Origin of the sequence: Citrobacter sp. RHBSTW-00944 (genome assembly GCF_013615435.1) — a bacterium.
Taxonomy (GTDB): Bacteria; Pseudomonadota; Gammaproteobacteria; order Enterobacterales; family Enterobacteriaceae; genus Citrobacter; species Citrobacter braakii.
This window is the reverse complement of sequence record NZ_CP055418.1, coordinates 625,218-648,692: the sequence shown is the minus strand read 5'-3', so window position 1 is coordinate 648,692 and position 23,475 is coordinate 625,218. Positions and strand designations below refer to the sequence as shown.

The 23,475-nt window shown below is 52.2% G+C and carries 22 protein-coding genes, 1 tRNA gene and 1 pseudogene; 12 read left to right on the top strand and 12 right to left on the bottom strand.

The window, feature by feature from the left end:
• Positions 1–58: 58 nt before the first annotated feature.
• From HV334_RS03095 to HV334_RS03070, 6 genes and pseudogenes are all read right to left on the bottom strand, one after another.
• Positions 59–1,039 (bottom strand): annotated as a pseudogene (locus HV334_RS03095) (integrase arm-type DNA-binding domain-containing protein); the annotation flags it as partial.
• A gap of 555 nt (positions 1,040–1,594) precedes the next feature.
• Positions 1,595–3,928: a primase-helicase zinc-binding domain-containing protein gene (locus tag HV334_RS03090; RefSeq protein WP_087898497.1), complete on the bottom strand. Its 2,334-nt coding sequence runs from the start codon at positions 3,926–3,928 to the stop codon at positions 1,595–1,597.
• Between the two features lie 14 nt (positions 3,929–3,942).
• The gene (locus tag HV334_RS03085; RefSeq protein WP_137429959.1) at positions 3,943–4,263 is read right to left on the bottom strand and encodes a DUF5375 domain-containing protein; all 321 of its coding nucleotides are present in this window, start codon (positions 4,261–4,263) and stop codon (positions 3,943–3,945) included.
• Complete coding sequence (locus HV334_RS03080; RefSeq protein ID WP_087898495.1) at positions 4,260–4,487, bottom strand: hypothetical protein; 228 nt, start codon at positions 4,485–4,487, stop codon at positions 4,260–4,262. The genes HV334_RS03085 and HV334_RS03080 overlap by 4 nt, the downstream gene beginning before the upstream one ends.
• Positions 4,484–5,035, bottom strand: coding sequence for a host cell division inhibitor Icd-like protein (locus HV334_RS03075; protein WP_087898494.1), 552 nt, complete (start codon positions 5,033–5,035; stop codon positions 4,484–4,486). Before HV334_RS03075 ends, HV334_RS03080 begins: the two co-directional genes overlap by 4 nt.
• Positions 5,032–5,298: an AlpA family transcriptional regulator gene (locus HV334_RS03070; RefSeq protein WP_023304275.1), complete on the bottom strand. Its 267-nt coding sequence runs from the start codon at positions 5,296–5,298 to the stop codon at positions 5,032–5,034. Before HV334_RS03070 ends, HV334_RS03075 begins: the two co-directional genes overlap by 4 nt.
• A 537-nt stretch (positions 5,299–5,835) precedes the next feature.
• On the opposite strand from HV334_RS03070, the gene HV334_RS03065 reads away from it, so the two are divergent.
• The 5 genes from HV334_RS03065 to HV334_RS03045 all read left to right on the top strand — a co-directional run bounded on the left by HV334_RS03065 (position 5,836) and on the right by HV334_RS03045 (position 9,910).
• Positions 5,836–6,573, top strand: a complete 738-nt coding sequence (locus tag HV334_RS03065) for a glycoprotein 3 (protein WP_087898493.1) — start codon at positions 5,836–5,838, stop codon at positions 6,571–6,573.
• Entirely contained in the window at positions 6,570–6,815 is a 246-nt protein-coding gene (locus HV334_RS03060) for an ogr/Delta-like zinc finger family protein (protein WP_000984212.1), read from the top strand. Before HV334_RS03065 ends, HV334_RS03060 begins: the two co-directional genes overlap by 4 nt.
• Positions 6,816–6,831: 16 nt before the next feature.
• Positions 6,832–7,398, top strand: a complete 567-nt coding sequence (locus tag HV334_RS03055) for a phage polarity suppression protein (RefSeq protein WP_087898492.1) — start codon at positions 6,832–6,834, stop codon at positions 7,396–7,398.
• A gap of 495 nt (positions 7,399–7,893) precedes the next feature.
• Positions 7,894–9,705 carry a DEAD/DEAH box helicase family protein gene (locus HV334_RS03050; RefSeq protein WP_181221166.1) on the top strand — a complete coding sequence of 604 codons (1,812 nt, stop codon included), beginning with the start codon at positions 7,894–7,896 and terminating at the stop codon, positions 9,703–9,705.
• Positions 9,692–9,910, top strand: coding sequence for a hypothetical protein (locus tag HV334_RS03045; RefSeq protein WP_181221165.1), 219 nt, complete (start codon positions 9,692–9,694; stop codon positions 9,908–9,910). Before HV334_RS03050 ends, HV334_RS03045 begins: the two co-directional genes overlap by 14 nt.
• 36 nt (positions 9,911–9,946) lie before the next feature.
• Here HV334_RS03045 and HV334_RS03040 read toward each other — a convergent pair whose 3' ends face one another.
• Positions 9,947–11,203, bottom strand: coding sequence for an integrase arm-type DNA-binding domain-containing protein (locus HV334_RS03040; RefSeq protein ID WP_181221164.1), 1,257 nt, complete (start codon positions 11,201–11,203; stop codon positions 9,947–9,949).
• Positions 11,204–11,366: 163 nt separating this feature from the next.
• Positions 11,367–11,451: transfer RNA gene (locus HV334_RS03035), tRNA-Leu, on the bottom strand.
• A 220-nt stretch (positions 11,452–11,671) separates the two neighbouring features.
• Here HV334_RS03035 and HV334_RS03030 point away from each other — a divergent pair.
• Positions 11,672–12,691: an NAD(P)-dependent alcohol dehydrogenase gene (locus HV334_RS03030; protein WP_016151513.1), complete on the top strand. Its 1,020-nt coding sequence runs from the start codon at positions 11,672–11,674 to the stop codon at positions 12,689–12,691.
• A gap of 30 nt (positions 12,692–12,721) precedes the next feature.
• Here HV334_RS03030 and idnK read toward each other — a convergent pair whose 3' ends face one another.
• A complete protein-coding gene (idnK, locus tag HV334_RS03025) occupies positions 12,722–13,243 on the bottom strand; it encodes a gluconokinase (protein WP_046275803.1) in 522 nt (173 codons plus the stop codon).
• Between the two features lie 217 nt (positions 13,244–13,460).
• On the opposite strand from idnK, the gene idnD reads away from it, so the two are divergent.
• From idnD to HV334_RS03000, 5 genes are all read left to right on the top strand, one after another.
• Positions 13,461–14,504 carry an L-idonate 5-dehydrogenase gene (gene idnD, locus HV334_RS03020; protein ID WP_181221163.1) on the top strand — a complete coding sequence of 348 codons (1,044 nt, stop codon included), beginning with the start codon at positions 13,461–13,463 and terminating at the stop codon, positions 14,502–14,504.
• An 11-nt stretch (positions 14,505–14,515) separates the two neighbouring features.
• Positions 14,516–15,280, top strand: coding sequence for a gluconate 5-dehydrogenase (idnO, locus tag HV334_RS03015; protein WP_016151510.1), 765 nt, complete (start codon positions 14,516–14,518; stop codon positions 15,278–15,280).
• A gap of 187 nt (positions 15,281–15,467) precedes the next feature.
• Entirely contained in the window at positions 15,468–16,787 is a 1,320-nt protein-coding gene (gene idnT / locus HV334_RS03010; RefSeq protein WP_016155581.1) for a gnt-II system L-idonate transporter, read from the top strand.
• A 52-nt stretch (positions 16,788–16,839) separates the two neighbouring features.
• Positions 16,840–17,838: a LacI family DNA-binding transcriptional regulator gene (locus HV334_RS03005; RefSeq protein WP_181221162.1), complete on the top strand. Its 999-nt coding sequence runs from the start codon at positions 16,840–16,842 to the stop codon at positions 17,836–17,838.
• A gap of 79 nt (positions 17,839–17,917) precedes the next feature.
• A complete protein-coding gene (locus HV334_RS03000; RefSeq protein WP_181221161.1) occupies positions 17,918–19,420 on the top strand; it encodes a helicase HerA-like C-terminal domain-containing protein in 1,503 nt (500 codons plus the stop codon).
• Positions 19,421–19,459: 39 nt separating this feature from the next.
• Here HV334_RS03000 and lptG read toward each other — a convergent pair whose 3' ends face one another.
• From lptG to HV334_RS25135, 3 genes are all read right to left on the bottom strand, one after another.
• Positions 19,460–20,542, bottom strand: a complete 1,083-nt coding sequence (gene lptG / locus HV334_RS02995) for an LPS export ABC transporter permease LptG (protein ID WP_008786067.1) — start codon at positions 20,540–20,542, stop codon at positions 19,460–19,462.
• Positions 20,542–21,642 carry an LPS export ABC transporter permease LptF gene (gene lptF / locus HV334_RS02990; RefSeq protein ID WP_016151506.1) on the bottom strand — a complete coding sequence of 367 codons (1,101 nt, stop codon included), beginning with the start codon at positions 21,640–21,642 and terminating at the stop codon, positions 20,542–20,544. The genes lptG and lptF overlap by 1 nt, the downstream gene beginning before the upstream one ends.
• A 62-nt stretch (positions 21,643–21,704) precedes the next feature.
• The gene (locus HV334_RS25135; protein ID WP_212723231.1) at positions 21,705–21,755 is read right to left on the bottom strand and encodes a hypothetical protein; all 51 of its coding nucleotides are present in this window, start codon (positions 21,753–21,755) and stop codon (positions 21,705–21,707) included.
• A 153-nt stretch (positions 21,756–21,908) separates the two neighbouring features.
• Here HV334_RS25135 and pepA point away from each other — a divergent pair, with 153 nt between their 5' ends.
• Complete coding sequence (gene pepA, locus HV334_RS02985; RefSeq protein WP_003025870.1) at positions 21,909–23,420, top strand: leucyl aminopeptidase; 1,512 nt, start codon at positions 21,909–21,911, stop codon at positions 23,418–23,420.
• Positions 23,421–23,475 lie beyond the last annotated feature (55 nt).

The window sequence follows — 23,475 nt, the reverse complement described above, 5'->3', positions numbered from 1 at the left end:
TGTTCTGAGGTGAGCATATCACCTCTATTCAGGTGGCCAGATTTAGTATTCCACTTCAAGCCTTGTTTACCGTATTTTCACTCATAGGCTTTCTGAAATCATGGTCGCCAATGAACACGAGTTTATGATCACCGCTGATCTCTTGAATTTCCGTCAACACAATCAATGCCTGACAACTCAAAGGAACAAGGTGTGGAGTTCGCATTTTCGAACCACGGTGCGAATGTTTCACTCCGGGTAATGGTTCTCGTTCAGCGGGAATAGTCCACATTGCATTCTCGAAATCGATTTCCGACCATCTTGCGAATCTGAGTTCACTGGAACGAATGAAAATGAGCAATGTCAGCTTTACGGCTAACTTCGTGAGTTTCCTACCTTTGAAGTTATCAATTCGTTCTAAGAGTTCTGAGAATCGTTCGAATGGCAAAGCTGGCCTGTGGGTTCTTTTTGCTACAGCAATAGCCCCAGACATTTCTTGGGCCGGATTATAGTCAATTAAGCCATTCTGGACGGCATATCGCAAAATTGCTGTGGTTCGTTGTTGTAGACGGGCTGCTACTTCTAACCGTCCAGAAGCTTCAACAACCTTGATCGGAACGAGGAGATCCTTGGTTTTAAGCTCGGCTATTTTTCTCTTTCCTATGGAAGAGAAAAGGTTATCTTCAAGGCTCTTTAAAACCCTCTCACTATGGGAATCTGACCATTTCCTTTTACAGGCAGTATGCCAGTCCCTTGCAACAGCTTCGAATGTCAGGGCTTCGCTTTGCTCGATCTTGTCTGCTTTTTTCTTCTCAGAAGGGTCGATACCATCAGATACCAACTTTTTGGCTACATCTCTTTTTCTGCGAGCTTCGCTAAGTGACACCGTAGGGTAGACACCTAATGCCAGAATCTTTTGCTTTCCATTAAAGCGATACTGTAAACGCCAGTATTTTGAATCATTGGGGTTGACCAGCAGGTGCATACCCTGCCCATCAGTAAGTTTTAAGGGTTTGTCAGAGGGCTTGGTAGTCCTAACTTTGATATCCGTGAGAGCCATCAGTTGATACCTCCAGTGTTGGTACCAAAATCAATCGAACCGGGAATACCATCAGTTATACCATCATCAGTTGGTATATGTTCAAGGAATTGAGTAGACGTAGACAGACTAAGAAAAGCCAGAAACCTGCTTAACTTGCTGTTTTTATGGACTAAAGTAGACGTTAATAGACTTGAAAAAAGCTTTGTATGGTGCGAAGGCCGGACTCAAATCACCATGTAACACAATGAAAAACAACAAAAAAATATAAACAACACTTCGAAGTGCCCCCTTTTGTGCCCCCACCATTTATTTTGATGTTTTTAAGCTCAACTAATTGGTTTATCTGGGAAAAGATAACAAATCCTCTATTCGGTTTGGATCCGTTGCACGGATCCAAACCAGAACAGAAAAAACTTTTTTTTCAGAAAAACTGTTCACACTGTTCACTGTGTTTTTTTATTTATAAAATTCATTATGTTACGCGGTGAACGGTTGGTGAACAGTGAACACTTTACTGTTCACTTTTGCCGTTTTGCAGGTAAAAAAAGACCGGCGATTGCCGGTCAGGGTAGGTTATTTTGCTACAGGGTCATCACATTTCGGCAGCCAGTCGGCGTTGCTTTCCTCTCTTAGTGCGAGATTAGTTTGTATGCCCTGATTTTTTCGGCGCTTCTCATAACCTAGCCCATACTCTTTCAGCATCGCTGGCAGCCCCTTGCCGAACATGGTGAGGCTGAGCGTATTCTTGTAGCCGTGGGCCTCCATATACGCCAGATAGGCATGATACAGATACAGGCGCGGCTGACGCGGAATAATGTTGGCATTGCCAATATACATCCCCTCAGGTTCCGGCAGCGCCTCCAGATATCCACAAAAATCAAATGTCGGGTCGGCGTCGCGCTTGATGCTGAGCGCCTCGTCGGAATTCTGCTGTGACTGGAGCAGTGTGCGCGCGGTCATCGGGTCGCTGAACTTCTGCATTAGCTGGCGCACAATGACGGCCAGCTCGCGGGCGATTTTATTCTTAAGCTGCGGGTCGCGTTCTTCCGGGGCAATCTGTTCCGGGAAATGCAGTATCACCCGGCGACGGGAAACACCGCCGCTGCGGTCGGTAAAGCGCATCGGGTTATTGTTCACGGCCAGAATCACCGCCGGAATATGGGTGGAGTACGCATCCTTGTATTTCGGGTCGACCGATACCGCGTCGCCGCCGGTGATTGCCTTGAGTCCTGCCCCGTCACCACTCCACTTTTCCTGGTCAGGCAGACGAATTAGCGAGAAGCCAATCAGCGCAGCACGTTCACGCGGTGATTCCAGCGTTTCGATGGTGGCCGACGTGGCGTTATCTTCCCCCGCGAGCATGGTCGCAATTTCGGCCAGAATACTTTTCCCGCTGCCGCCCGGCCCGGTCACTTCGAGAAAGAGCTGCCAGTCGTAACGGTTCGCCAGCACCATAAACAGGGCGGCAAGTATCACGTCTCGTTTTTCCGGTCTGCCACCGGCGGCACGGTCGAGCCAGCGCCAGAAATCCGGTGCATGGGTTTCCAGCGTTTCGCCCTCCACCGGCGGGGTAAAATCGACATCACAGAGTGTGCGCAGCCAGTGCGATTTATGGTGCGGGCTGAATGTGCCGGTGGCGGTATCGAGTACGCCGTTGCGAAAGCCAATCAGACGCCGTGCCGGGGCGTCCTGCTGCGGAATAATCAGTTTCAGGGTCTCCACCACCGAGGCAATTTTCCCTGACGAGAACGGCGCGCGCAGACGCTGGAACAAACCGGCCACATCGCGGGCAAAGTCCGACGGCGGAATGATTTTCCATATCCCGGCCTCATAGCGGGACAGGAGCTGACCGTTTGCATCCACGGCCAGCGCTTCGCCGTAATGCTCATGCACCCGCATCGCTTTTTCACTGGTGCTCATGGCGGTAAATTCTGCCTCGCTCATGGTAGTGAAAGGACTGTCAGCCGGTGGCCGGATGGCCTCATAAATCGCTTTCCGCGTGGCCTCCTCGCCTTTCTGAATAAACGCATCATTCCAGTCACCGAACACCGGTGGCAGGGCGACAATGCCCTCGCAGGCTCCTGCGGCCGCAACGGCTTTACTCTGGCCGTTGCCGTTAAGGTCACGGTCGGCGGCGAGGACAATCTGACACGCCGGGTGTTTCTGACGGGCAAGGCTCGCCAGAGAAAGGAGGTTCACGGAGGACAGCGCCACCATGACGGTTTCCCCGGTCAGGTGATGCACGGTGAGCGCGGTCGCGTAGCCCTCCGCAATCCACAGGCGTTTTCCTGCCTGTTTTTTCCCTTCGATGATATGACACGCCCCTTTGACCTGACCGCCTTTCAGGGTGCGTTTGAGAGCGTCAGAATTAATAAGCTGAAGGTTAACCAGCGCCCCGGTATTGTCATACAGCGGGACAACCACATCACCGGCGCGGAATGTCACGCCGCCGGTTTTATGCATGACGGTGAGCGTCAGACATTCCAGAGTGGGGAAGCCCTTTCGGGTAAGGTAGGCGTTGCCGGTGGCCGGTCGGGTTTTCTCCATCAGTTTCTCGGCCAGCTCGGCCGCCGCTTTGCGGTCGGCATCGGTTTCAGCCTCTGCGGCCGCAATCACCTCCGGGGCAACCAGCGGCAGGTTGCCGGTGACAGCATTCACCTTTTGGGCGGCCTCTGAGGCAGATACATCGAATACCCTCTCAACCAGTTTAAGGCCATCACCCGCGCCGCACTGGTTACAGAACCACGTGCCGCGCCCCTCTTTATCGTCAAAGCGAAAGCGGTCGGAGCCGCCGCATACCGGGCAGGCCTGATGCCGGTTTTTAATGACCTTCACACCCAGCGCCGGGAGAATGCGTGGCCAGTGGCCGCATGCCTGTTTTACGGTTTCCGTTACGTTCATTTTCATCGTTATTTTCTCCCTCAGTGCAGTACCGGCGATTTAATGTGACGGGCGCAGAGTTCATCCATCACGGCCAGCCCGAGAAAGGACAGCGACGGTACGGCTTTCAGTGGCCCGGCTTCCATTAAATCTTCCAACAGGGCACAGGCAATCAGGCGGCCTTTTTCCTCGCCGTACTGGCGCAGATAGAAGCCTTCCAGCCCGACAGCAATGGCGCTTTCCAGTGCATCGAGGGTGAGATGTTGATAGCGGTGCTGACGTTCGCACAGGGTCAGCCAGGCACAGGCGACTGCGCGGCGGTAAAGCGCAGCACGCAGAACGGGGGATAATGAATTTTTCATACATTGCCCTCCCCGGTCAGCCAGCGCTGATTGCAGCGCTCAACCACGCCGTCGAGCTGGGCGGTCATGAGGTAAATCACGGAGGTAAGCTGTAACTGCTGCGCCGGGTCACGACGAATAGTGGCGCAGTCCTGTACCTGCATTAGTTCGCCGACGAGCTGGCCGACATTGCGCATATGCTCCAGGCATTCGAGGTCACGGGCGGTAATGGTGGTGTGTCTCATGCGCGCACCTCCGCAACCGGCAGACGGCCAGCGAACGAGAGGACGTAATCACGAACGAGGGAAAGGCGTGCAGCGTGTTCATCACCGGCAACGGTGCGGAGCATATAAATACGGGGTTTACGGTCTGCGCGACGAACGGCGGCAAACACAAAGACAAACTGCGGGTGTGACGGGGTGAGGGTCGTAGCCATAAGGGCAACCTCCAATAAGTAGCGGTTATTGCCACCACCGGAGTTCCTACGCTCATGGGTGGTGACCCGGACGGGGGTAGGAATACCGGCCTTATTGGAAACCGGCCAGCCCGAAGGCTGCCCCGCCCGGATCACCATTATCTGACAGGGGCTAAGGTATAAGCACCACAGCCCGAAAAATGGGTGTGCCTGAGCAACGACATAAAAAAAGACGCTTGGCGCGTCTGGTGTCGCCAATAAGTAACACGGGTTCCTACGCCCGGCTGTCGATTTTGCGACAGCGGGAAAACTATACCTGGAAACGGCGAAAAGAAGCAAGCCAGAAAAAGGGGCTTTTTGCAGAACGGGAATCATCATGCGTCATAACCCCGGTTGCGTTCGGCAATGCGGTCAGCCATCCATGCAGTAATTTCAGACTGCGCCCACGCCACGTTTTTTCCGCCGAGGGATATTTGTTTCGGGAATGCCTCGCGGCTGATGAGGTCGTAAATGGTCGACCGGGACAGGCCGCATAAATGCATCACTTCGGGCAGACGGATAAAACGCTCCTGAACGACATCAGAGACCGGCATCAGCGGGGCGGCAGGGGCAGAAGACGGGGAAGAAAAAGCGGTGTGCATCGGGCTACCTCATAAAGTCCATACAGTGCCGGTCGTGTCCGTCCGGCTTCGGGTAGCTCCTTATTATGTCTATATTTTTCCTCAGGTCATGTGAGATTTTCGTGGAAACAAACATTGACTTTTCGCTATGGCAAACAAAGGCAAACGCTGGCAAACAGATGCAAATCACTGCATTACAATGCAGCAATTTATATTTCCTTTAGTTATATATTTTTGATTTTTAATCTAAATAAAGTCTAAAAGGTATCGGCAGAGAAAAACAGAAAGGTGAACAGTAGTGAACAGCCGGTGAACAGTTACACCCTCAACTGTTCACCCTTTATCTTACTGTATTACTTGTCTTTTTCTTTTCAGTGAACAGTAGTGAATAGTTATAAGTAAAAAAACAAACAGTGAGTAAGGTTTTCCTGAGACCTTTCTCTGGCCAGCCGGGTTTTAAGGTCTGTTTGTGCCATTTTTGCCACAACGGCAATGAATCGTGTTGTTGTGTCTGGCGCGGCAGAATCTCCTCAGATTGAAACGAAGAGGAGACCCGACATGACTCAGACCGCTGTTATTCCCGACTACCTTAAACCTGCAATGGAACGCCTTGAGACTGCCCGCTCGGCGCATCTCTCCAATGCCCGACGTATGGACGAAACCGCGACGGCCATCAGTCAGGTGCAAACGCAAAAAAATGAACTGGAGCAGGAAAACGGCAATGATTCCGGAGCCTGGCGCACCGCCTTTCGTGCCGGTGGTGCTGTCATTACCGACGAACTTAAACAACACCATCTGGCGCGCGTGGCACGGCGGGAACTTGCGCAGGAATGTGACAATATGGCTGAGGTTCTGTCTTTTGAGCTGGACAGCCTTAAAGGAGCGTGTGACCGGACGGCCAGAGCGTATCGTCAGGAACATCACGGTGTTCTCAGCCAGTACGCAGAGCATGAGCTCAATGTTGCCCTGCGTGATACCTGTAACGCGCTGGTCAGGGCAATGAAGCTCAACATACTGGTTCTGAATAACCCGCTTGCTAATACCACCGGGCATCAGGGATATACCGAACCGGAAAAAGTTGTAATGCAGCAGGTGAAAGCGTGGCTTGAACAGGCCGTGAAGGGCTGCAATATCCGTCTGATTGATGAACCTGTGCTGTTTAAAACAGGTCTGTCAGCCTCTTCGCTGCCGCATATGGAGCATGACGTTGCGACCACGCCCGGCCAGCGTAAAGTCTGGCAGGAAAAAATGCGGGAACGTGAAGCTGACCTGAAAGCACGAGGGTTACTGTCATGATGCGCTGCCCTTTCTGCCGCACGGCGGCCCATGTTCGCACCAGCCGCTATATGTCGGAGAGCGTCAAAGAGAGTTACCTGCAGTGCCAGAACGTACACTGCTCGGCGACATTTAAAACGCATGAGTCGATTTTTGAAGTGATACGCTCGCCGGTCGTCGATGAGAAAACCGCGCCGGTGCCGACAGCCCCTGTGGCACCCCGTCGGGTAAAAGGCTGCTACAGCTCGCCGTTCCGCCATTAATCAGGAGAGACAACCCGTGACCACCCTGACATTACAGCAGGCGTTTGAAGCCTGCCAGACGAACAAAACCGCGTGGCTGAACCGTAAAACCGAACTGGCCGCCGCAGAGCAGGAATATCAGACATTATTGCTGGATGACAATGCATCAGGCTGCCGCAGATTACAGACGCTGCGTGACCTGATTGACGTAAAAAAATGGGAAGTTAATCAGGCCGCCGGTCGCTACATCTTCTCGCATGAGGAGGTGCAGCGCATCAGCATCCGTAACCGGCTGCATGATTTTATGCAGCAGAACGGCGCAGAGCTGACCGCCGCACTGGCACCGGAGCTAATGGGGATTAAAAACCAGCCCACGATGATAAAAAACCGTGCGCTTGACCGTTCAGTAGCATACCTGCGAGAAGCTCTTTCCGTCTGGCTGACCGCTGGAAATGAAATTAATTATTCTGCACAGGATAGCGATATTTTAACGGCCATCGGATACAGGCCTGACGCGCCTTCGCGGGATGATAATCGTGAAAAATTCACCCCTGCCCAGAGCATGATTTACACCCGTCGACGCGCCGAACTGGCGGCGCAGTAGCCTGTCAAAAAATCCCCGTAATTCCCGCAATTTTTCCCGAATTAAGCCATGCATCCAAAGGGTGCATGGTTTTGCATGCGCTTTCCCGTTCCTGTACTCCCTGACTGCGCCAGTCCCGGCGCGGCCTGAGGCCGCCTTTGCACCTGCATTAAAAGCGGCCCCTTAAGCGGGCAGGCGTGGCGGGGAGAGCATTGCGCGCCACATTAGTACGCTCTTTATTTCCTCTCATTCCTTAAATGCCCCCATACTTTCAATGCTGCACACAAATTTAAGCTGAATGTCTGACATCTATCATCACGCGAGTCACAAGTGTTTTTAAACTTGAAGTGCATTCGTCCTGGAACTTTTAAGTCCTTACTGCTTTTTTTTGATCACAATCACAAAAGACACCTAACCGCATGATTTTAAATGAAATAAAATAAGTGGATTTATTAGGTAAATAAGTTTATGAATATCTATTCACACAGTAAAAATAAATTAGTAAAAGGAGTTGCAATGACTAATGCTTTTGCTTCAAAAAATGTAAACATTCATGGTAACGATAAAATTAGAACCCCTCAAATTGAGGCATTTAGAGCGCTTGAATCTCATTATGAAGATCAGGATAAAACTCAAAAGGAGGTGGGGATAATTCTTCCAGTAGGATGTGGTAAGTCAGGATGTATAACAATAACACCATTTGCTTTTAAATCTAAACGTACATTGGTTATTTCACCTGGCTTGCATATTTCATCACAGCTACTTAAAGATTTCGATCCAAGTAATCAGACAATGTTTTATCGTAAGTGTAAAATAATATCTGACAACAATTATCCTGAACCAGTGGAGATTAGAGGTGACGATGCCAACTTATCTGATTTAGAAGAAGCGGAAGTTGTAATTACAAATATACAACAGCTTCAAGGAGGTCATGAAAATAGATGGTTGAAGGACTTGCCAAATGATTTCTTTGATTTGATTTTGTTCGATGAAGGCCATCACAGTGTCGCAAGTAGCTTTATGTCATTAAAAAAACATTTCCCTAAAGCTTTTATCGTTAATTATAGCGCCACACCATTACGTGCTGACGGTCAATTAATGGCAGGGGAAATAATCTATACTTATCCAATATTCAAAGCGATCAAAAATGGATATGTAAAAAGATTGAAGGCAGTACAATTAAACCCTAAGACATTAAAGTTTGTGAGGGACGAAAGTGGTGTGGAAGTAGAGATAACATTGGATGAAGTAAAAAGACTCGGAGAGGAAGATGCGAAATTCAGAAGAGGTATAGTCACATCGAAAGAAACATTAACAACCATTATCGATGCTTCTATTCACGAATTAAATAGACTAAGAGAAGAAACGAGCGAAAATAAATTAAAAATTATAGCTTCAGCGTTAAATTATGACCATTGCCGACAAATTGTTGAGGCATACAGAGCAAGAGGATTGAGAGCTGATTATGTTCATTCTCGCGAGGATAGCGCATTTAACCAGAGAGTAATGAATAAGCTAAACCAACATGAATTAGATGTGATTGTTCAAGTCAGGAAACTTGGAGAAGGATTTGATCACCCATATCTTTCTGTTGCAGCAATATTCAGTATATTTAATAACTTATCACCTTTCGTTCAGTTCGTAGGGCGTATAATGCGGGTGATTGAACAAAATAATGCCCAAAGCATATTAAATCAAGGAGTAGTAGTTTTTCATGCTGGAGCAAACATTGCAAAACAATGGGGCGATTTTCAGCAATTTAGTGAAGCAGACAAGGAGTTTTTTGATCAATTATTACCTCTTGAAGATTTCACCCCTGATAAAGGCGGAGACACCAGGACAATCGAACCAACTTCTGGTGATGATACTGATAAGATAGAAGTGAAATCGCAAACGGATGTAACACTCGAAGAAATTAGTCTTTATGAAGATACCGAAGCGCTTGAGGCATTAAAAACGCTGCAAAGAAAAGGTTATTCTGAAGAGGAAGTAAGCCTAGCGTTTAAGTCTTTAGAACCAATTTACGTTACAAAGCAAAGAGAGAGACAGGCTAAGCGCAGCAGCTTAGACTCTCTTGCAATGAATGAAGCCAGAAAACTACTAGGCGAAAAAAATATAAACCCTAACGCTAAGGGACTCGATCGTACTTTTCAGAAGACAAATTTGATTTACGTAAAAAGCCTAATTGATAAAAAAATAAATACACTTGTAAATATGCCCAGTGGCAGTCGTTCCGATTTCAGTCGCTCACAATTGGACATGATTGAATCCAACATTGATAAAATCATTGGGGAAGTTAGCGAGGTTATTAAAAATGGGAAGAATTAAATCTCTTATTACAGCTTCTTCTTTTGACACAGCAAAAAGAAGCCACAAGTGTCAGGGCAACGCAAGTCATACCCTGATACAAGGCAGCCCACGTTTAAAAGTTAAAAATGGGCTGGGTTCTGATTATTACTGCAATGAGTGTGCAAAAAAAATATTAGATAGTGATATTAACAAACTGAATGAGCTAAGGAAAAAATTCCCATAATCATATTAGGGCAAAGGGTTATATTCTTTGCCCTTCTTAGTTTTTTTTTGCAAAATCATAAGGTGTTATTAAACATTTATGATTAGCGTCAAGATAATCTGCCCACCACTGCACCATTAACCGTCGCTCGTCCAGATGCTCCGAAGTATGAATATAAGCAGCACGTACATTATTACGCTCTGAGTGGCTCAACTGCCGTTCAATAGCATCATCACTCCATAAACCTGACTCACCCAAAGCACCACGCGCCATCGTCCGAAACCCATGCCCGCAGACCTCGGTTTTCGTGTCATAGCCCATCGCACGCAATGCGCTATTTACCGTGTTTTCACTCATGACCTTGGTTGCATCATGATCCCCCGGGAACAGCAGCTCCTTATCACCACTAATCTGCTTAAGCTGCTCTAACAAAATCATCGCCTGCCGACTAAGCGGAACGATATGTTCCTCTTTCATCTTCATGCCACGGTACGAGTAACGCACGCCTTTAATCTCTTCTCGTTTTGCAGGTACTCGCCAGAGAGATTTATCGAAGTCGAACTCATCCCAACGCGCGAAACGTAATTCACTGGAACGCACAAAAGTTAGTAAGGAAAGCTCGACCGCGATCCGTGTCATTACGCGGCCACGATATGCAGCAAGACGAGCAAGAAACTCTGGGAACCGGCTGAAGGGTAAAGCGGGGTAATGTCGCGCTTTGGTTGTCGATAGCGCACCGGCCATATCACTGGCTGGATTTGAGTCGATGTAATCGTTCTGTACGGCATAACGCATAATGGCCGTAACGCGCTGTTGCAGGCGTTGAGCAACATCATGCTTACCACTGGCATCAACTTTTTTAATCGGGGCTAACAGGTGGCTGGTTTTGAGCTGGCGAATGTCGGACGAACCGATATGAGGAAAGATATAAAGCTCAAGGTAGCGAAGAACACGCGATCGATGGTCTTCACTCCAGCGCTTGTTACTTTCATGCCATTCACGGGCAATGGTTTCGAAAGTATAAGCCCCCGAATTCTCGGCCAGAGCTTCTTTCTGTTCGGCTTTTGGATCAATGCCCTGCACTAACAGCTTTTTAGCTTCATCGCGCTTTGCTCTTGCCTGAGCAAGAGTCACAGTAGGCCAAACACCAAAAGCAAGGCGATCCTCTTTTTTGTCTGAGGGGCGTCTGTATTTCATGCGCCAGTATTTAGAACCCTTGGCCGAAACCTCGAGATACAAACCGCCGCCATCGGCCATTTTATAGGTTTTGTCTTTTGGTTTTGCGGTCTCGACCTGTCTGGCGTTGAGCTTCATTTGGGGGCACATTTCTAATCGAAGTTAAGATGCCCCCAATTATGCCCCCAATGACATCCGGATTTCAACGGACAACCTCGGACGACTCAGGACGTAAAAATCGCTGCAAGCATTGATTTTTAAGGGATAATTGGACTTTCTCGGATGGTCTTGGAAGTACTAATGGTGCCGAAGGCCGGACTCGAACCGGCACGTATTTCTACGGTTGATTTTGAATCAACTGCGTCTACCGATTTCGCCACTCCGGCACGGAAGGGATGCGGAAAACGTTGTGGATTATACCTGTCATGCGCCACCATGCAAGCACCAGCGTGTGCCTGACTCGCTAAGTGTTGAAAATTTCAGCATTCCCTTTCTCACCTGCAACCATCGTCACAGTTTGTCCCCTTATTAATCCCCCCTTCTGCGAAGCGTCCCGTTTCCCCATGCTCTACACTTCCAGTTCAACACCACACTGAGGGAAACACGATGTCGATGATAAAAAGCTACGCCGCAAAAGCGGCGGGCAGCGAACTCGAACTCTATGAATATGATGCGGGCGAGCTTAAGCCGGAAGATGTCGAAGTCCAGGTCGATTACTGCGGTATCTGCCATTCCGATTTGTCGATGATCGACAACGAATGGGGGTTCTCTCAGTATCCGCTGGTTGCCGGGCATGAGGTGATTGGTCGCGTGGCGGCGCTCGGCAGCGCGGCGCAAGATAAAGGTCTGAAGGTTGGTCAGCGTGTCGGCATTGGCTGGACGGCGCGCAGCTGCGGGCACTGCGACGCCTGTATCAGCGGCAATCAGATTAACTGTCTCGAAGGTTCCGTTCCCACTATTCTCAATCGCGGTGGCTTTGCCGAGAAGCTGCGGGCCGACTGGCAGTGGGTGATCCCGCTGCCGGAAAGCATCGATCTGGCGGCGGCGGGTCCCTTGCTGTGCGGCGGTATCACGGTGTTCAAACCGCTACTGATGCACCATATCACCGCCACCAGCCGCGTTGGGGTGATCGGCATCGGCGGCCTGGGGCATATCGCCATTAAGCTGTTACACGCGATGGGGTGCGAAGTGACCGCGTTCAGCTCCAATCCGGCGAAAGAGCAGGAAGTGCTGGCGATGGGGGCGGATAAGGTGGTTAACAGCCGCGATCCGGATGCGCTAAAAGCGCTGGCGGGCCAGTTCGATCTCATTATTAACACGGTTAACGTCGATCTCGACTGGCAGCCGTATTTTGAAGCGCTGGCCTACGGTGGTAACTTCCATACCGTCGGCGCGGTGCTGAAGCCGCTGCCGGTGCCAGCGTTCACCTTAATTGCCGGCGATCGCAGCATCTCCGGTTCGGCAACCGGTACGCCGTTCGAACTGCGCAAGCTGATGAAGTTTGCCGGGCGCAGCAAGGTGTCGCCCACCACCGAACTGTACCCGATGTCGCGAATTAACGAAGCTATCCAGCACGTGCGTGACGGCAAAGCCCGCTACCGCGTGGTGCTGAAAGCCGACTTCTGATGCAAGGCTCAGTCCCGCAAGGGGCTGAGCTTATTGCCTGTTACGAAACGCGAGCACCGCCTGGCGGCACTGTTCCGTCACATGCTCGATGTCATGGTTCACGTCGATGCGGGCAATATCACGTTCGTCCTCCTGCGGGCACTCCAGCGCATCGAACTGGCTTTTGAGTAATCCCACCGGCATAAAATGCCCTGCCCGGCGCTGCATGCGCGCCAGAATGGTCTCGTAATCGCCGTCCAGCCACAAAAAATGCACATTCGGACTGCCCTGCCGCAATATATCGCGATACTGTTTTTTTAATGACGAGCAGACAATAAACCCGGTCTCATTCTTTTTATATAAACTGTATGAAGCGTCATTTAATCGCGCTAACCACGGTAGTCGGTCTTCATCGGTTAATGGAATACCTTCAGACATTTTATCAATATTTTTGGCCGGATGGAGATCGTCACCATCAATGAATTTAGCCGATAATACCGCAGCAATTTTGCTGCCAATTAAAGATTTACCGCTACCCGAAACGCCCATTAAAATATAACTTTCCCCGGCCATTGAAAAAACTCCAGATTCATATTCCATGGCGCGATACTACGCCTTCCACATTGCAGAATTCACCTTTTTTCGGCGTGGCTGAGCAGATTTACAAGGCGCATCACGTTATGCGTAACATTGTAGTGTAACAATTTTCCAGCGTGATCTTTATCACAAATAATAACAATCAAAACCGTTTAAATGCTGCCGAGGTTACTACCTGACCAGTGAGGCATTTATGCAAGTCAAAACCCAATCCTGCGTTGTCGCGGGTAAGAAAACTGTTGCCATTACCGACCAAAATATTGAATGGAATAATAAAGGAACGCTGGTACAAATTACCCGCGGCGGAATTTGTGGTTCCGACTTACATTATTATCAGGAAGGAAAAGTCGGTAATTTTACCGTTAAAGCACCGATGATTTTAGGCCATGAAGTTATTGGTAAAGTGGTGCACAGCGACTCAAAAGAATTACATGAAGGTCAGTCGGTGGCTATTAATCCGTCGAAGCCCTGTGGCCACTGTAAATACTGTCTGCAGCACGAAGAAAACCAGTGCACGGAAATGCGCTTTTTTGGCAGCGCCATGTATTTTCCCCACGTTGACGGCGGCTTTAGCCGATTTAAAACAGTCGATACCGCGCAGTGCATCCCCTACCCCCAGCACGCCGATGAAAAAGTCATGGCCTTTGCCGAACCGCTGGCAGTCGCGATCCACGCCTCGCATGAAGCAGGAGACCTGCAGGGCAAACGCGTGTTTATCTCCGGCGTGGGGCCTATCGGCTGCCTGATCGTCAGCGCGGTGAAAACGCTCGGCGCAGCAGAAATTGTCTGTGCTGATATCAGCCCGCGCTCGCTGTCGCTGGCCCAGCAGATGGGTGCTGACACGCTGATTAACCCACAGCAGGACTCGCTCGATGAGTGGAAAAAAGAAAAAGGCTACTTCGACGTCAGCTTCGAAGTCTCTGGCCATCCGTCCTCAATCACCACCTGCCTGGAGGTCACCCGCGCGAAAGGCGTGATGATGCAGGTCGGTATGGGCGGTGCGGTACCGGACTTCCCGATGATGATGCTGATCGGCAAAGAGATCGCGCTCAAAGGCTCGTTCCGCTTTACCACCGAGTTCAACACCGCGGTGTCGTGGCTGGCGAATAACGTTATCGATCCGCTGCCATTACTCAGCGCCGAATATCCGTTTACCGAGCTTGAACAGGCGCTGATCTTTGCCGGGGATAAAACCCAGGCAGCGAAAGTCCAGCTCGTTTTTGCTGAAAAAAAATAAGGAAGAACATAATGAACGATCTTTTTTCACTGGATGGCAAAAATATTCTGATCACCGGTTCGGCCCAGGGTATTGGTTATTTACTGGCGACCGGGCTGGGTAAATATGGCGCGCAGATTATCGTCAATGATATTACGCCGGAGCGCGCGGAGGCTGCCGTCGCCAAACTGCAACAGGAAGGGATCCGCGCCGTTGCTGCGCCGTTTAATGTTACGCAGAAACAGGACATTGATGCCGCCATCGACCATATCGAAAAAGACATTGGCCCAATCGATGTGCTGGTGAATAACGCCGGTATTCAGCGCCGACATCCGTTTACCGAGTTCCCGGAGCAGGACTGGAACGATGTGATTGCCGTTAACCAGACGGCGGTGTTCCTGGTCTCGCAGGCAGTAACGCGTCGCATGGTGGAACGTCAGGCCGGGAAGGTCATCAACATCTGCTCCATGCAAAGCGAACTGGGCCGCGACACCATTACGCCGTATGCCGCCTCAAAAGGCGCGGTGAAAATGCTCACCCGCGGTATGTGCGTTGAGCTGGCGCGCCACAATATCCAGGTCAACGGTATCGCACCGGGCTACTTCAAAACCGAGATGACCAAAGCGCTGGTCGAGGATGAAGCCTTCACCGCCTGGCTGTGCAAACGTACGCCAGCCGCGCGCTGGGGCGATCCGCAGGAGCTGATTGGCGCAGCGGTCTTTCTCTCTTCCAAAGCATCCGATTTTGTTAACGGGCACCTGTTGTTTGTCGATGGCGGCATGCTGGTCGCCGTCTGATACAACACAACGCAACATCACGCAGCGCCCAGGCGCTGCATTTTTGGCCACCCCTAAATAATTCGAGTTGCAGGACGGCGGCAAGTGAATGAACCCGATGAGCTTACTTGAGTAAGTGATTCGGGTGAGTGAGCGTAGCCAACACACCTGCAACTTGCAGTATGACGGGGATATAAGAGAAACGATTATGCCATTAATAATAATTGCGGCAGGCGTCGCGCTGCTCCTGGTCCTGATGATTGGTTTTAAAGTTAACGGCTTTATTGCTCTGGTCCTGGTGGCGGCGGTCGTCGGTTTTGCCGAAGGGATGGATGCCCAGGCCGTTTTGCATTCAATACAAAATGGGATCGGCGGGACGCTCGGCGGTCTGGCGATGATCCTTGGCTTCGGTGCAATGCTCGGTAAGCTGATTTCCGATACCGGCGCGGCTCAGCGCATCGCCACCACGCTGATTGGCACGTTTGGTAAGAAACGCGTGCAGTGGGCGCTGGTGATCACCGGACTGGTGGTAGGTCTGGCGATGTTTTTCGAAGTCGGCTTTGTTCTGCTGCTGCCGCTGGTGTTTACGGTGGTGGCCTCTTCCGGCCTGCCGCTGCTGTATGTTGGCGTCCCGATGGTAGCTGCGCTGTCCGTGACCCACTGTTTTCTGCCGCCGCATCCGGGGCCGACCGCGATTGCCACCATTTTCGAGGCTAATCTCGGCACCACCCTGCTGTACGGCTTTATTATTACTATCCCGACGGTGATTGTTGCCGGGCCGCTGTTTTCTAAGCTGCTGACCCGCTTTGAGAAAGCGCCGCCGGAAGGGTTATTCAACCCGCATCTGTTCACCGAAGAAGAGATGCCGTCATTCTGGAACAGTATCTTTGCCGCGGTAATCCCGGTCATACTGATGGCGGTCGCCGCAGTGTGCGAAATCACGCTGCCGAAAACCAACAGCGTACGGGTGTTCTTTGAGTTTATCGGTAACCCTGCCGTCGCGTTATTTATCGCTATCGTGCTCGCCATTTTTACCCTTGGTCGACGTAACGGACGTACGATCGAGCAAATTATGGATATCATTGGCGACTCTATCGGTGCGATTGCGATGATTGTGTTTATCATCGCCGGGGGCGGTGCGTTTAAGCAGGTTCTGGTCGACAGCGGCGTGGGGCAATATATCTCGCACCTGATGACCGGCACGTCGCTTTCTCCGCTGCTGATGTGCTGGACGGTCGCCGCCTTGCTGCGTATCGCTCTCGGTTCAGCCACCGTGGCGGCGATCACCACCGCAGGCGTGGTGCTGCCGATTATCAACGTCACTCATGCCGACCCGGCGCTGATGGTGCTGGCTACCGGCGCGGGCAGCGTGATTGCCTCCCACGTTAACGATCCGGGATTCTGGCTGTTTAAAGGCTATTTTAATCTCAGCGTCGGGGAAACGTTGCGTACCTGGACGGTAATGGAGACGCTGATTTCCATTATGGGGCTGCTGGGGGTTCTGGCGCTGAACGCCATTCTGCATTAAGACGGTCATCACCGGGGAGCACAGATCCGCGCTCCCCGGCACTGGAGAGAAAATGAGGAACCACAGAATTTCTTTGCAAGACATCGCCACGCTGGCGGGCGTGACCAAAATGACGGTGAGCCGCTACATTCGCTCGCCAAAAAAGGTCGCAAAGGAAACCGGTGAACGCATCGCGCAGATTATGGAGGAGATTAATTACATCCCCAACCGCGCGCCCGCGATGCTGTTGAATGCGCAAAGCTATACGCTTGGCGTGCTGATCCCCTCGTTTCAAAACCAGCTGTTCGCAGACATTCTGGCCGGCATTAAGTCGGTCACCTCGGATCATAACTATCAGACACTGATCGCCAACTACAATTACGACCGGGAATCCGAGGAAGAGTCGGTAATCAATCTGCTGTCATACAATATCGACGGCATTATCCTGTCCGAGAAATATCACACCCTGCGCACGGTGAAGTTTTTGCGTTCAGCCAACATTCCGGTGGTGGAGCTGATGGATATTCAGGGCGATCGTCTGGACATGGAAGTAGGCTTCGATAACCGTCAGGCGGCATTTGATATGGTCAGCACCATGCTGGATAAACGCCAGCGGCGCAAAATCCTCTATCTCGGTTCGAAAGACGACGTCCGCGATGAACAGCGCTATCGCGGCTATTGCGATGCCATGACGCGCCGGGGTCTGGCGCCGCTGCGCGTCAATCCGCGTTCTATTTCATCCATCCATCTCGGCACCCAGATGATGCGGGACGCGCTCGCCGCGCATCCGGATTTAGACGGCGTTTTTTGCACCAACGACGATATTGCAATGGGCGCGCTGCTACTGTGCCGCGAGCGCGATCTGGCCGTTCCGGAACAGATCTCAATTGCCGGTTTTCACGGGCTGGAAATGGGCAGGCAGATGATCCCAAGCCTCGCCAGCGTGATCACCCCGCGTTTTGACATTGGCCGCATGGCAGCGCAGATGTTGCTGAGCAAAATCAAGAACAACGACCATAACCACAACACCGTGGATTTGGGGTACCAGATTTATCACGGCAATACGCTTTAAGTCATTTTCTCCGGCCATCGCATACTCTCTTTGATGGACATTGCCTATACTCCAGGCAAGATAAATGGAGGAAATCTCAATGAGCACACCCCTGCTAATTGCCCGCACGCCGGACACCGAACTGTTTTTACTGCCAGGCATGGCCAACCGTCACGGACTGATTACCGGCGCGACCGGGACCGGTAAAACCGTCACGCTACAGAAGCTGGCCGAATCGCTGTCTGAAATTGGCGTACCGGTATTTATGGCCGATGTGAAAGGCGACTTAACCGGCGTGGCCGAGGAAGGGCAGGCCTCTGAAAAGCTGCTCGCCCGCCTGAAAAATATCGGCATTACCGACTGGCAACCGCATGCTAATCCGGTCACGGTGTGGGATATCTTCGGCGAAAAAGGTCACCCCGTGCGGGCCACAGTATCTGACCTCGGCCCGCTGCTGCTGGCCCGTTTGCTGAACCTCAACGACATACAGTCCGGCGTGCTGGATATTATCTTCCGCATTGCCGATGACCAGGGCCTGCTACTGCTCGATTTCAAAGACCTGCGAGCCATTACCCAGTACATCGGCGATAACGCCAAATCCTTCCAGAATCAGTATGGCAATATCAGCAGCGCCTCGGTCGGGGCAATCCAGCGTGGACTGCTGTCGCTGGAGCAACAGGGTGCGGCGCACTTCTTTGGCGAACCGATGCTGGACATCAAAGACTGGATGCGAACTGACGCCAGCGGCAAAGGGATGATCAACATCCTCAGCGCAGAGAAGCTCTACCAGATGCCCAAACTGTACGCCGCCAGCCTGCTGTGGATGCTCTCCGAACTGTACGAACAGCTGCCGGAAGCAGGCGATCTGGAGAAGCCAAAACTGGTGTTCTTCTTCGATGAAGCTCACCTGCTGTTCAACGACGCCCCGCAGGTACTGCTGGATAAAATCGAACAGGTGATCCGCCTGATCCGCTCGAAAGGGGTCGGCGTGTGGTTCGTCTCGCAAAACCCGTCAGATATTCCAGACAACGTGCTCGGTCAGTTGGGGAACCGCGTGCAGCACGCCCTGCGCGCGTTTACACCGAAGGATCAGAAAGCGGTGAAAACCGCCGCGCAAACCATGCGCGCCAACCCGGCATTTGATACCGAAAAAGCCATTCAGGAACTGGGAACCGGCGAGGCGCTGGTGTCGTTTCTGGACGCTAAAGGCAGCCCGTCTGTGGTTGAACGAGCAATGGTGATTGCGCCGTGCTCGCGGATGGGACCGGTGACGGATGACGAGCGTAACGGGCTGATTAATCACTCCTCGCTGTACGGTAAATATGAAGAACAGGTCGACCGTGAGTCTGCCTATGAGCGTTTACAGCAAGGCGTGCAGGCCAGTACCGAGCAGCAAAATACACCTCCCGCCAACGGTAAAGCGATCGATGTGGACGGTGGTATTCTCGGTGGATTGAAGGATATTCTGTTTGGCAGCACCGGACCACGCGGCGGCAAACGCGATGGCGTGGTACAAAGCGTGGCGAAAAGCGCGGCGCGACAGGTCACCAATCAGATAATCCGCGGCATGTTGGGAAGTTTGATGGGCGGGAGAAAACGCTAGCAGGAAGGCGTCCCTCCCGCACAGCGGGAGGGACGCATATCAGGACTTACGCAGCATCAGCCACAGGCTTATCAGGAAGAAGCTGGCGCTTGGCAGCAACGCGCCGATAATCGGCGGAATGCCGTACACCAGCGTCAGCGGGCCAAAGATTTGGTCCAGCACATAGAACACAAAGCCGAAGCTAATCCCTGTCACCACGCGCACGCCCATCGGGACGCTACGCAGCGGACCAAAGATAAACGACAGCGCCATCAGCATCATTACCGCCACAGACAGCGGCTGGAAGACTTTGCTCCACATATTGAGCTGGTAGCGTCCGGCGTCCTGGCCGCTCGACTTCAGGTACTTCACGTAGTTATGCAGACCACTAATCGAGAGCGCATCAGGATCCAACGCCACGACGCCGAGCTTGTCGGGTGTAAGGTTGGTTTTCCAGGTACCGCTCACCGTCTGCGAGCCGGTGATTTGCTTCGGATCGGTCAGGTTGGATTCATCCACCTGCGACAAACGCCAGACCTTCTGCTCCGGGTCAAACGTCGCGCTTGCGGCATAGCGGACGGACTGCAGACGGCGCTTGTCGTTAAAGGAGTAGATGCTAATTCCGCCTAACTCGGCGTCACCTTTCACCCGCTCGATGTAGACAAAGCTGTCGCCATCTTTCGCCCACAAACCTTGCTGGGTCGAGAGCAGCGAACCGCCGTACATCTGCTGCGCACGATAGTTACGCGCCATTTGTTCGCCCTGCGGCGCCACCCATTCGCCGATGGCCATCGTCAGCAACACCAGCGGAATCGCGGTTTTCATCACCGACAACGCCACCTGCATACGGGTAAAGCCAGAAGCCTGCATGACCACCAGTTCACTGCGCTGCGCCAGCATGCCCAGCCCGAGCAAAGCACCCAGCAGCGCCGCCATCGGGAAGAAGATCTGGATATCTTTCGGCGCGCTGAGCAGGGTATACAGCCCGGCGCCCATCGCATCGTAGCTCCCCTGCCCGGCTTTTTTCAGCTGGTCGACAAACTTGATGATCCCGGAGAGCGACACCAGCATGAACAACGTCATCATGATGGTGGTGAAAATGGTTTTACCGATATAGCGGTCAAGTACACCAAAAGGCTGCATTATACCGCTCCTTTACGCATAAAACGGGCACGTAAGCGGCGCATCGGCACCGTATCCCAGAGGTTAAGCACAATCGCCAGCGCCAGATACGCCAGGTTAACCGTCCACATCCAGAACACCGGATCCAGCTTGCCTTTGCCGCCATTCGACTTCAGCGATGTCTGAACCAGGAAGAACAGCAAATAAAGCAGCATTGCTGGCAGCATGGACAGTACGCGACCCTGACGCGGGTTAACCACGCTCAGCGGTACAACCATCAGCGCCATCATAAATACGGTGAATACTAACGTGATACGCCAGGTCAGCTCCGCACGGGCGCGATCGGTGTCGGTCGTCCATAGCGTACGCATGGTCATCTGGTCGGTATCGTTTGGATCCAGCGCCACGGCCTGATGACCGATAATCGCCTGATAATTCTGGAAGTCGGTAATGCGGAAATCGCGCAGCAGCGCGGTCCCTTCAAAACGCGTCCCCTGGTTCAGCGTCACGACCTGAGAGCCATCGCGCAATTGAGTAAGATGACCGGAGTCCGCTACCACCACCGAAGGACGGGCGTTACCTTTCGGGCGGATTTGCGCGAGGAACACATCGTTGAAGTTACTGCCGTCAACGCTTTCGATAAACAGCACCGAGCCGCCGTTAGTCGCCTGCTGGAATTGCCCCTGAGCAAGCGCCGCCATACCGGGGTTCGCTTTCGCCTCCGCCAGGACTTCGTCCTGATGTCTGGAGGACCACGGTCCGGCCCACATCACGTTGACCGCCGCAATAATACTGGTAAACAGCGCCAGCACCATCGCCGCTTTCACTAAGACAGCCTTGCTCAGCCCGCAGGCGTGCATGACCGTAATTTCACTTTCGGTATACAGTTTGCCCAGCGTCATCAGCAGCCCGAGGAACAGGCTTAATGGCAAGATAAGTTGCGCCATTTCTGGCACGCCCAGCCCCAGCAGCGAGAGCACCAGATTCGCCGGGATATCACCGTCAACCGCCGCACCAAGGATCCTGACTAACTTTTGACAAAAGAAGATCAAAAGCAGGATGAATAGGATCGCAAGTTGGCTTTTGAGCGTTTCCCGAACCAGATATCTTATGATTATCACTTTAAATACGCCCGTAAAAACCCGTCTTTTGCCGGAATTTAGCTTGTTTCATGGCTTAAACGTCATTTATTCTCTTGAGTCGTCGAAATCGTCGCTAAGATCATTATACTCAACGGATCCACCTCTCAGAAATTGTTCTGACGTGCCAATGCCGTAATAACGTTAAGATTAACACGAAGTCACCGCAACAGCGGGTATGAGTTACGAAAGCTTGCAATTCTATCCGTAGCCACCGCCGTTGTCTTTAAGATTCAGGAGCGTAGTGCATGGAGTTCAGTGTAAAAAGCGGTAGCCCGGAGAAACAACGGAGTGCGTGCATCGTCGTGGGTGTCTTTGAACCACGCCGTCTCTCTCCGATTGCAGAGCAGCTCGACAAGATCAGCGACGGGTACATCAGCGCACTGCTGCGTCGTGGCGAACTGGAAGGCAAACCAGGTCAAACCCTGTTGCTGCACCATGTTCCTAACGTTCTGTCTGAGCGAATTCTCCTCATTGGTTGTGGCAAAGAGCGCGAGCTTGATGAGCGCCAGTACAAGCAGGTCATTCAGAAAACCATCAATACGCTGAATGATACTGGCTCAATGGAAGCCGTCTGCTTCCTGACTGAGCTGCATGTCAAAGGGCGCAATAACTACTGGAAAGTGCGTCAGGCCGTTGAGACAGCACAGGAAACGCTGTACAGCTTTGATCAACTGAAGACCAACAAAAGCGAGCCGCGTCGTCCGCTGCGTAAAATGGTCTTCAACGTACCGACCCGCCGGGAACTGACCAGCGGTGAGCGTGCGATCCAGCACGGTCTGGCGATCGCCGCCGGCATTAAAGCGGCAAAAGATCTCGGCAACATGCCGCCGAACATCTGTAACGCCGCCTACCTTGCCTCTCAGGCGCGCCAACTGGCAGACAGCTACAGCAAAAATGTTGTAACCCGCGTGATCGGTGAGCAGCAGATGAAAGAGCTGGGCATGCACTCTTATCTGGCCGTCGGTCACGGCTCGCAGAATGAGTCGCTGATGTCGGTCATCGAGTACAAAGGCAATCCATCCGAAGACGCGCGTCCGATCGTGCTGGTCGGTAAAGGGTTAACCTTTGACTCCGGCGGTATCTCCATCAAACCTGCCGAAGGCATGGATGAGATGAAATACGACATGTGCGGCGCGGCAGCGGTATATGGCGTGATGCGCATGGTGGCCGAGCTTCAGCTGCCAATCAATGTCGTCGGCGTGCTGGCAGGCTGCGAAAACATGCCGGGTGGCCGTGCGTATCGTCCAGGCGACGTGCTGACCACCATGTCTGGTCAGACCGTTGAAGTTCTCAATACCGATGCCGAAGGCCGTCTGGTCCTGTGCGACGTATTAACCTACGTCGAGCGCTTTGAGCCAGAAGCGGTGATTGACGTCGCAACCCTGACCGGCGCGTGCGTGATTGCGCTGGGCCATCACATCACCGGACTGATGTCGAACCACAACCCGCTGGCGCATGAGCTGATCGGTGCGTCCGAACAGGCTGGCGACCGCGCGTGGCGTTTGCCGCTGGGTGATGAATACCAGGAGCAGCTAGAGTCCAACTTTGCGGATATGGCGAACATCGGCGGACGTCCTGGCGGCGCCATTACCGCGGGCTGCTTCCTGTCACGCTTTACCCGTAAGTACAACTGGGCGCACCTCGATATCGCCGGTACCGCATGGCGTTCAGGGAAAGCCAAAGGCGCAACCGGTCGTCCGGTGGCGCTGCTGTCGCAGTTCCTGCTCAATCGTGCCGGTTTTAACGGCGAAGAGTAAGGCGGTAAGCACAAGCAATAAGACCCGTAGGCCGGATAAGCGCAACGCCATCCGG

Coding starts and splice junctions, on each gene's coding strand:
- HV334_RS03090 (WP_087898497.1), bottom strand. CDS start 3,928: ATGAAAATGAACGTAACGGAAACCGTAAAACAGGCATGCGGCCACTGG.
- HV334_RS03085 (WP_137429959.1), bottom strand. CDS start 4,263: ATGAAAAATTCATTATCCCCCGTTCTGCGTGCTGCGCTTTACCGCCGC.
- HV334_RS03080 (WP_087898495.1), bottom strand. CDS start 4,487: ATGAGACACACCACCATTACCGCCCGTGACCTCGAATGCCTGGAGCAT.
- HV334_RS03075 (WP_087898494.1), bottom strand. CDS start 5,035: ATGATGATTCCCGTTCTGCAAAAAGCCCCTTTTTCTGGCTTGCTTCTT.
- HV334_RS03070 (WP_023304275.1), bottom strand. CDS start 5,298: ATGCACACCGCTTTTTCTTCCCCGTCTTCTGCCCCTGCCGCCCCGCTG.
- HV334_RS03065 (WP_087898493.1), top strand. CDS start 5,836: ATGACTCAGACCGCTGTTATTCCCGACTACCTTAAACCTGCAATGGAA.
- HV334_RS03060 (WP_000984212.1), top strand. CDS start 6,570: ATGATGCGCTGCCCTTTCTGCCGCACGGCGGCCCATGTTCGCACCAGC.
- HV334_RS03050 (WP_181221166.1), top strand. CDS start 7,894: ATGACTAATGCTTTTGCTTCAAAAAATGTAAACATTCATGGTAACGAT.
- HV334_RS03045 (WP_181221165.1), top strand. CDS start 9,692: ATGGGAAGAATTAAATCTCTTATTACAGCTTCTTCTTTTGACACAGCA.
- HV334_RS03040 (WP_181221164.1), bottom strand. CDS start 11,203: ATGAAGCTCAACGCCAGACAGGTCGAGACCGCAAAACCAAAAGACAAA.
- HV334_RS03030 (WP_016151513.1), top strand. CDS start 11,672: ATGTCGATGATAAAAAGCTACGCCGCAAAAGCGGCGGGCAGCGAACTC.
- idnK (WP_046275803.1), bottom strand. CDS start 13,243: ATGGCCGGGGAAAGTTATATTTTAATGGGCGTTTCGGGTAGCGGTAAA.
- idnD (WP_181221163.1), top strand. CDS start 13,461: ATGCAAGTCAAAACCCAATCCTGCGTTGTCGCGGGTAAGAAAACTGTT.
- idnO (WP_016151510.1), top strand. CDS start 14,516: ATGAACGATCTTTTTTCACTGGATGGCAAAAATATTCTGATCACCGGT.
- idnT (WP_016155581.1), top strand. CDS start 15,468: ATGCCATTAATAATAATTGCGGCAGGCGTCGCGCTGCTCCTGGTCCTG.
- HV334_RS03005 (WP_181221162.1), top strand. CDS start 16,840: ATGAGGAACCACAGAATTTCTTTGCAAGACATCGCCACGCTGGCGGGC.
- HV334_RS03000 (WP_181221161.1), top strand. CDS start 17,918: ATGAGCACACCCCTGCTAATTGCCCGCACGCCGGACACCGAACTGTTT.
- lptG (WP_008786067.1), bottom strand. CDS start 20,542: ATGCAGCCTTTTGGTGTACTTGACCGCTATATCGGTAAAACCATTTTC.
- pepA (WP_003025870.1), top strand. CDS start 21,909: ATGGAGTTCAGTGTAAAAAGCGGTAGCCCGGAGAAACAACGGAGTGCG.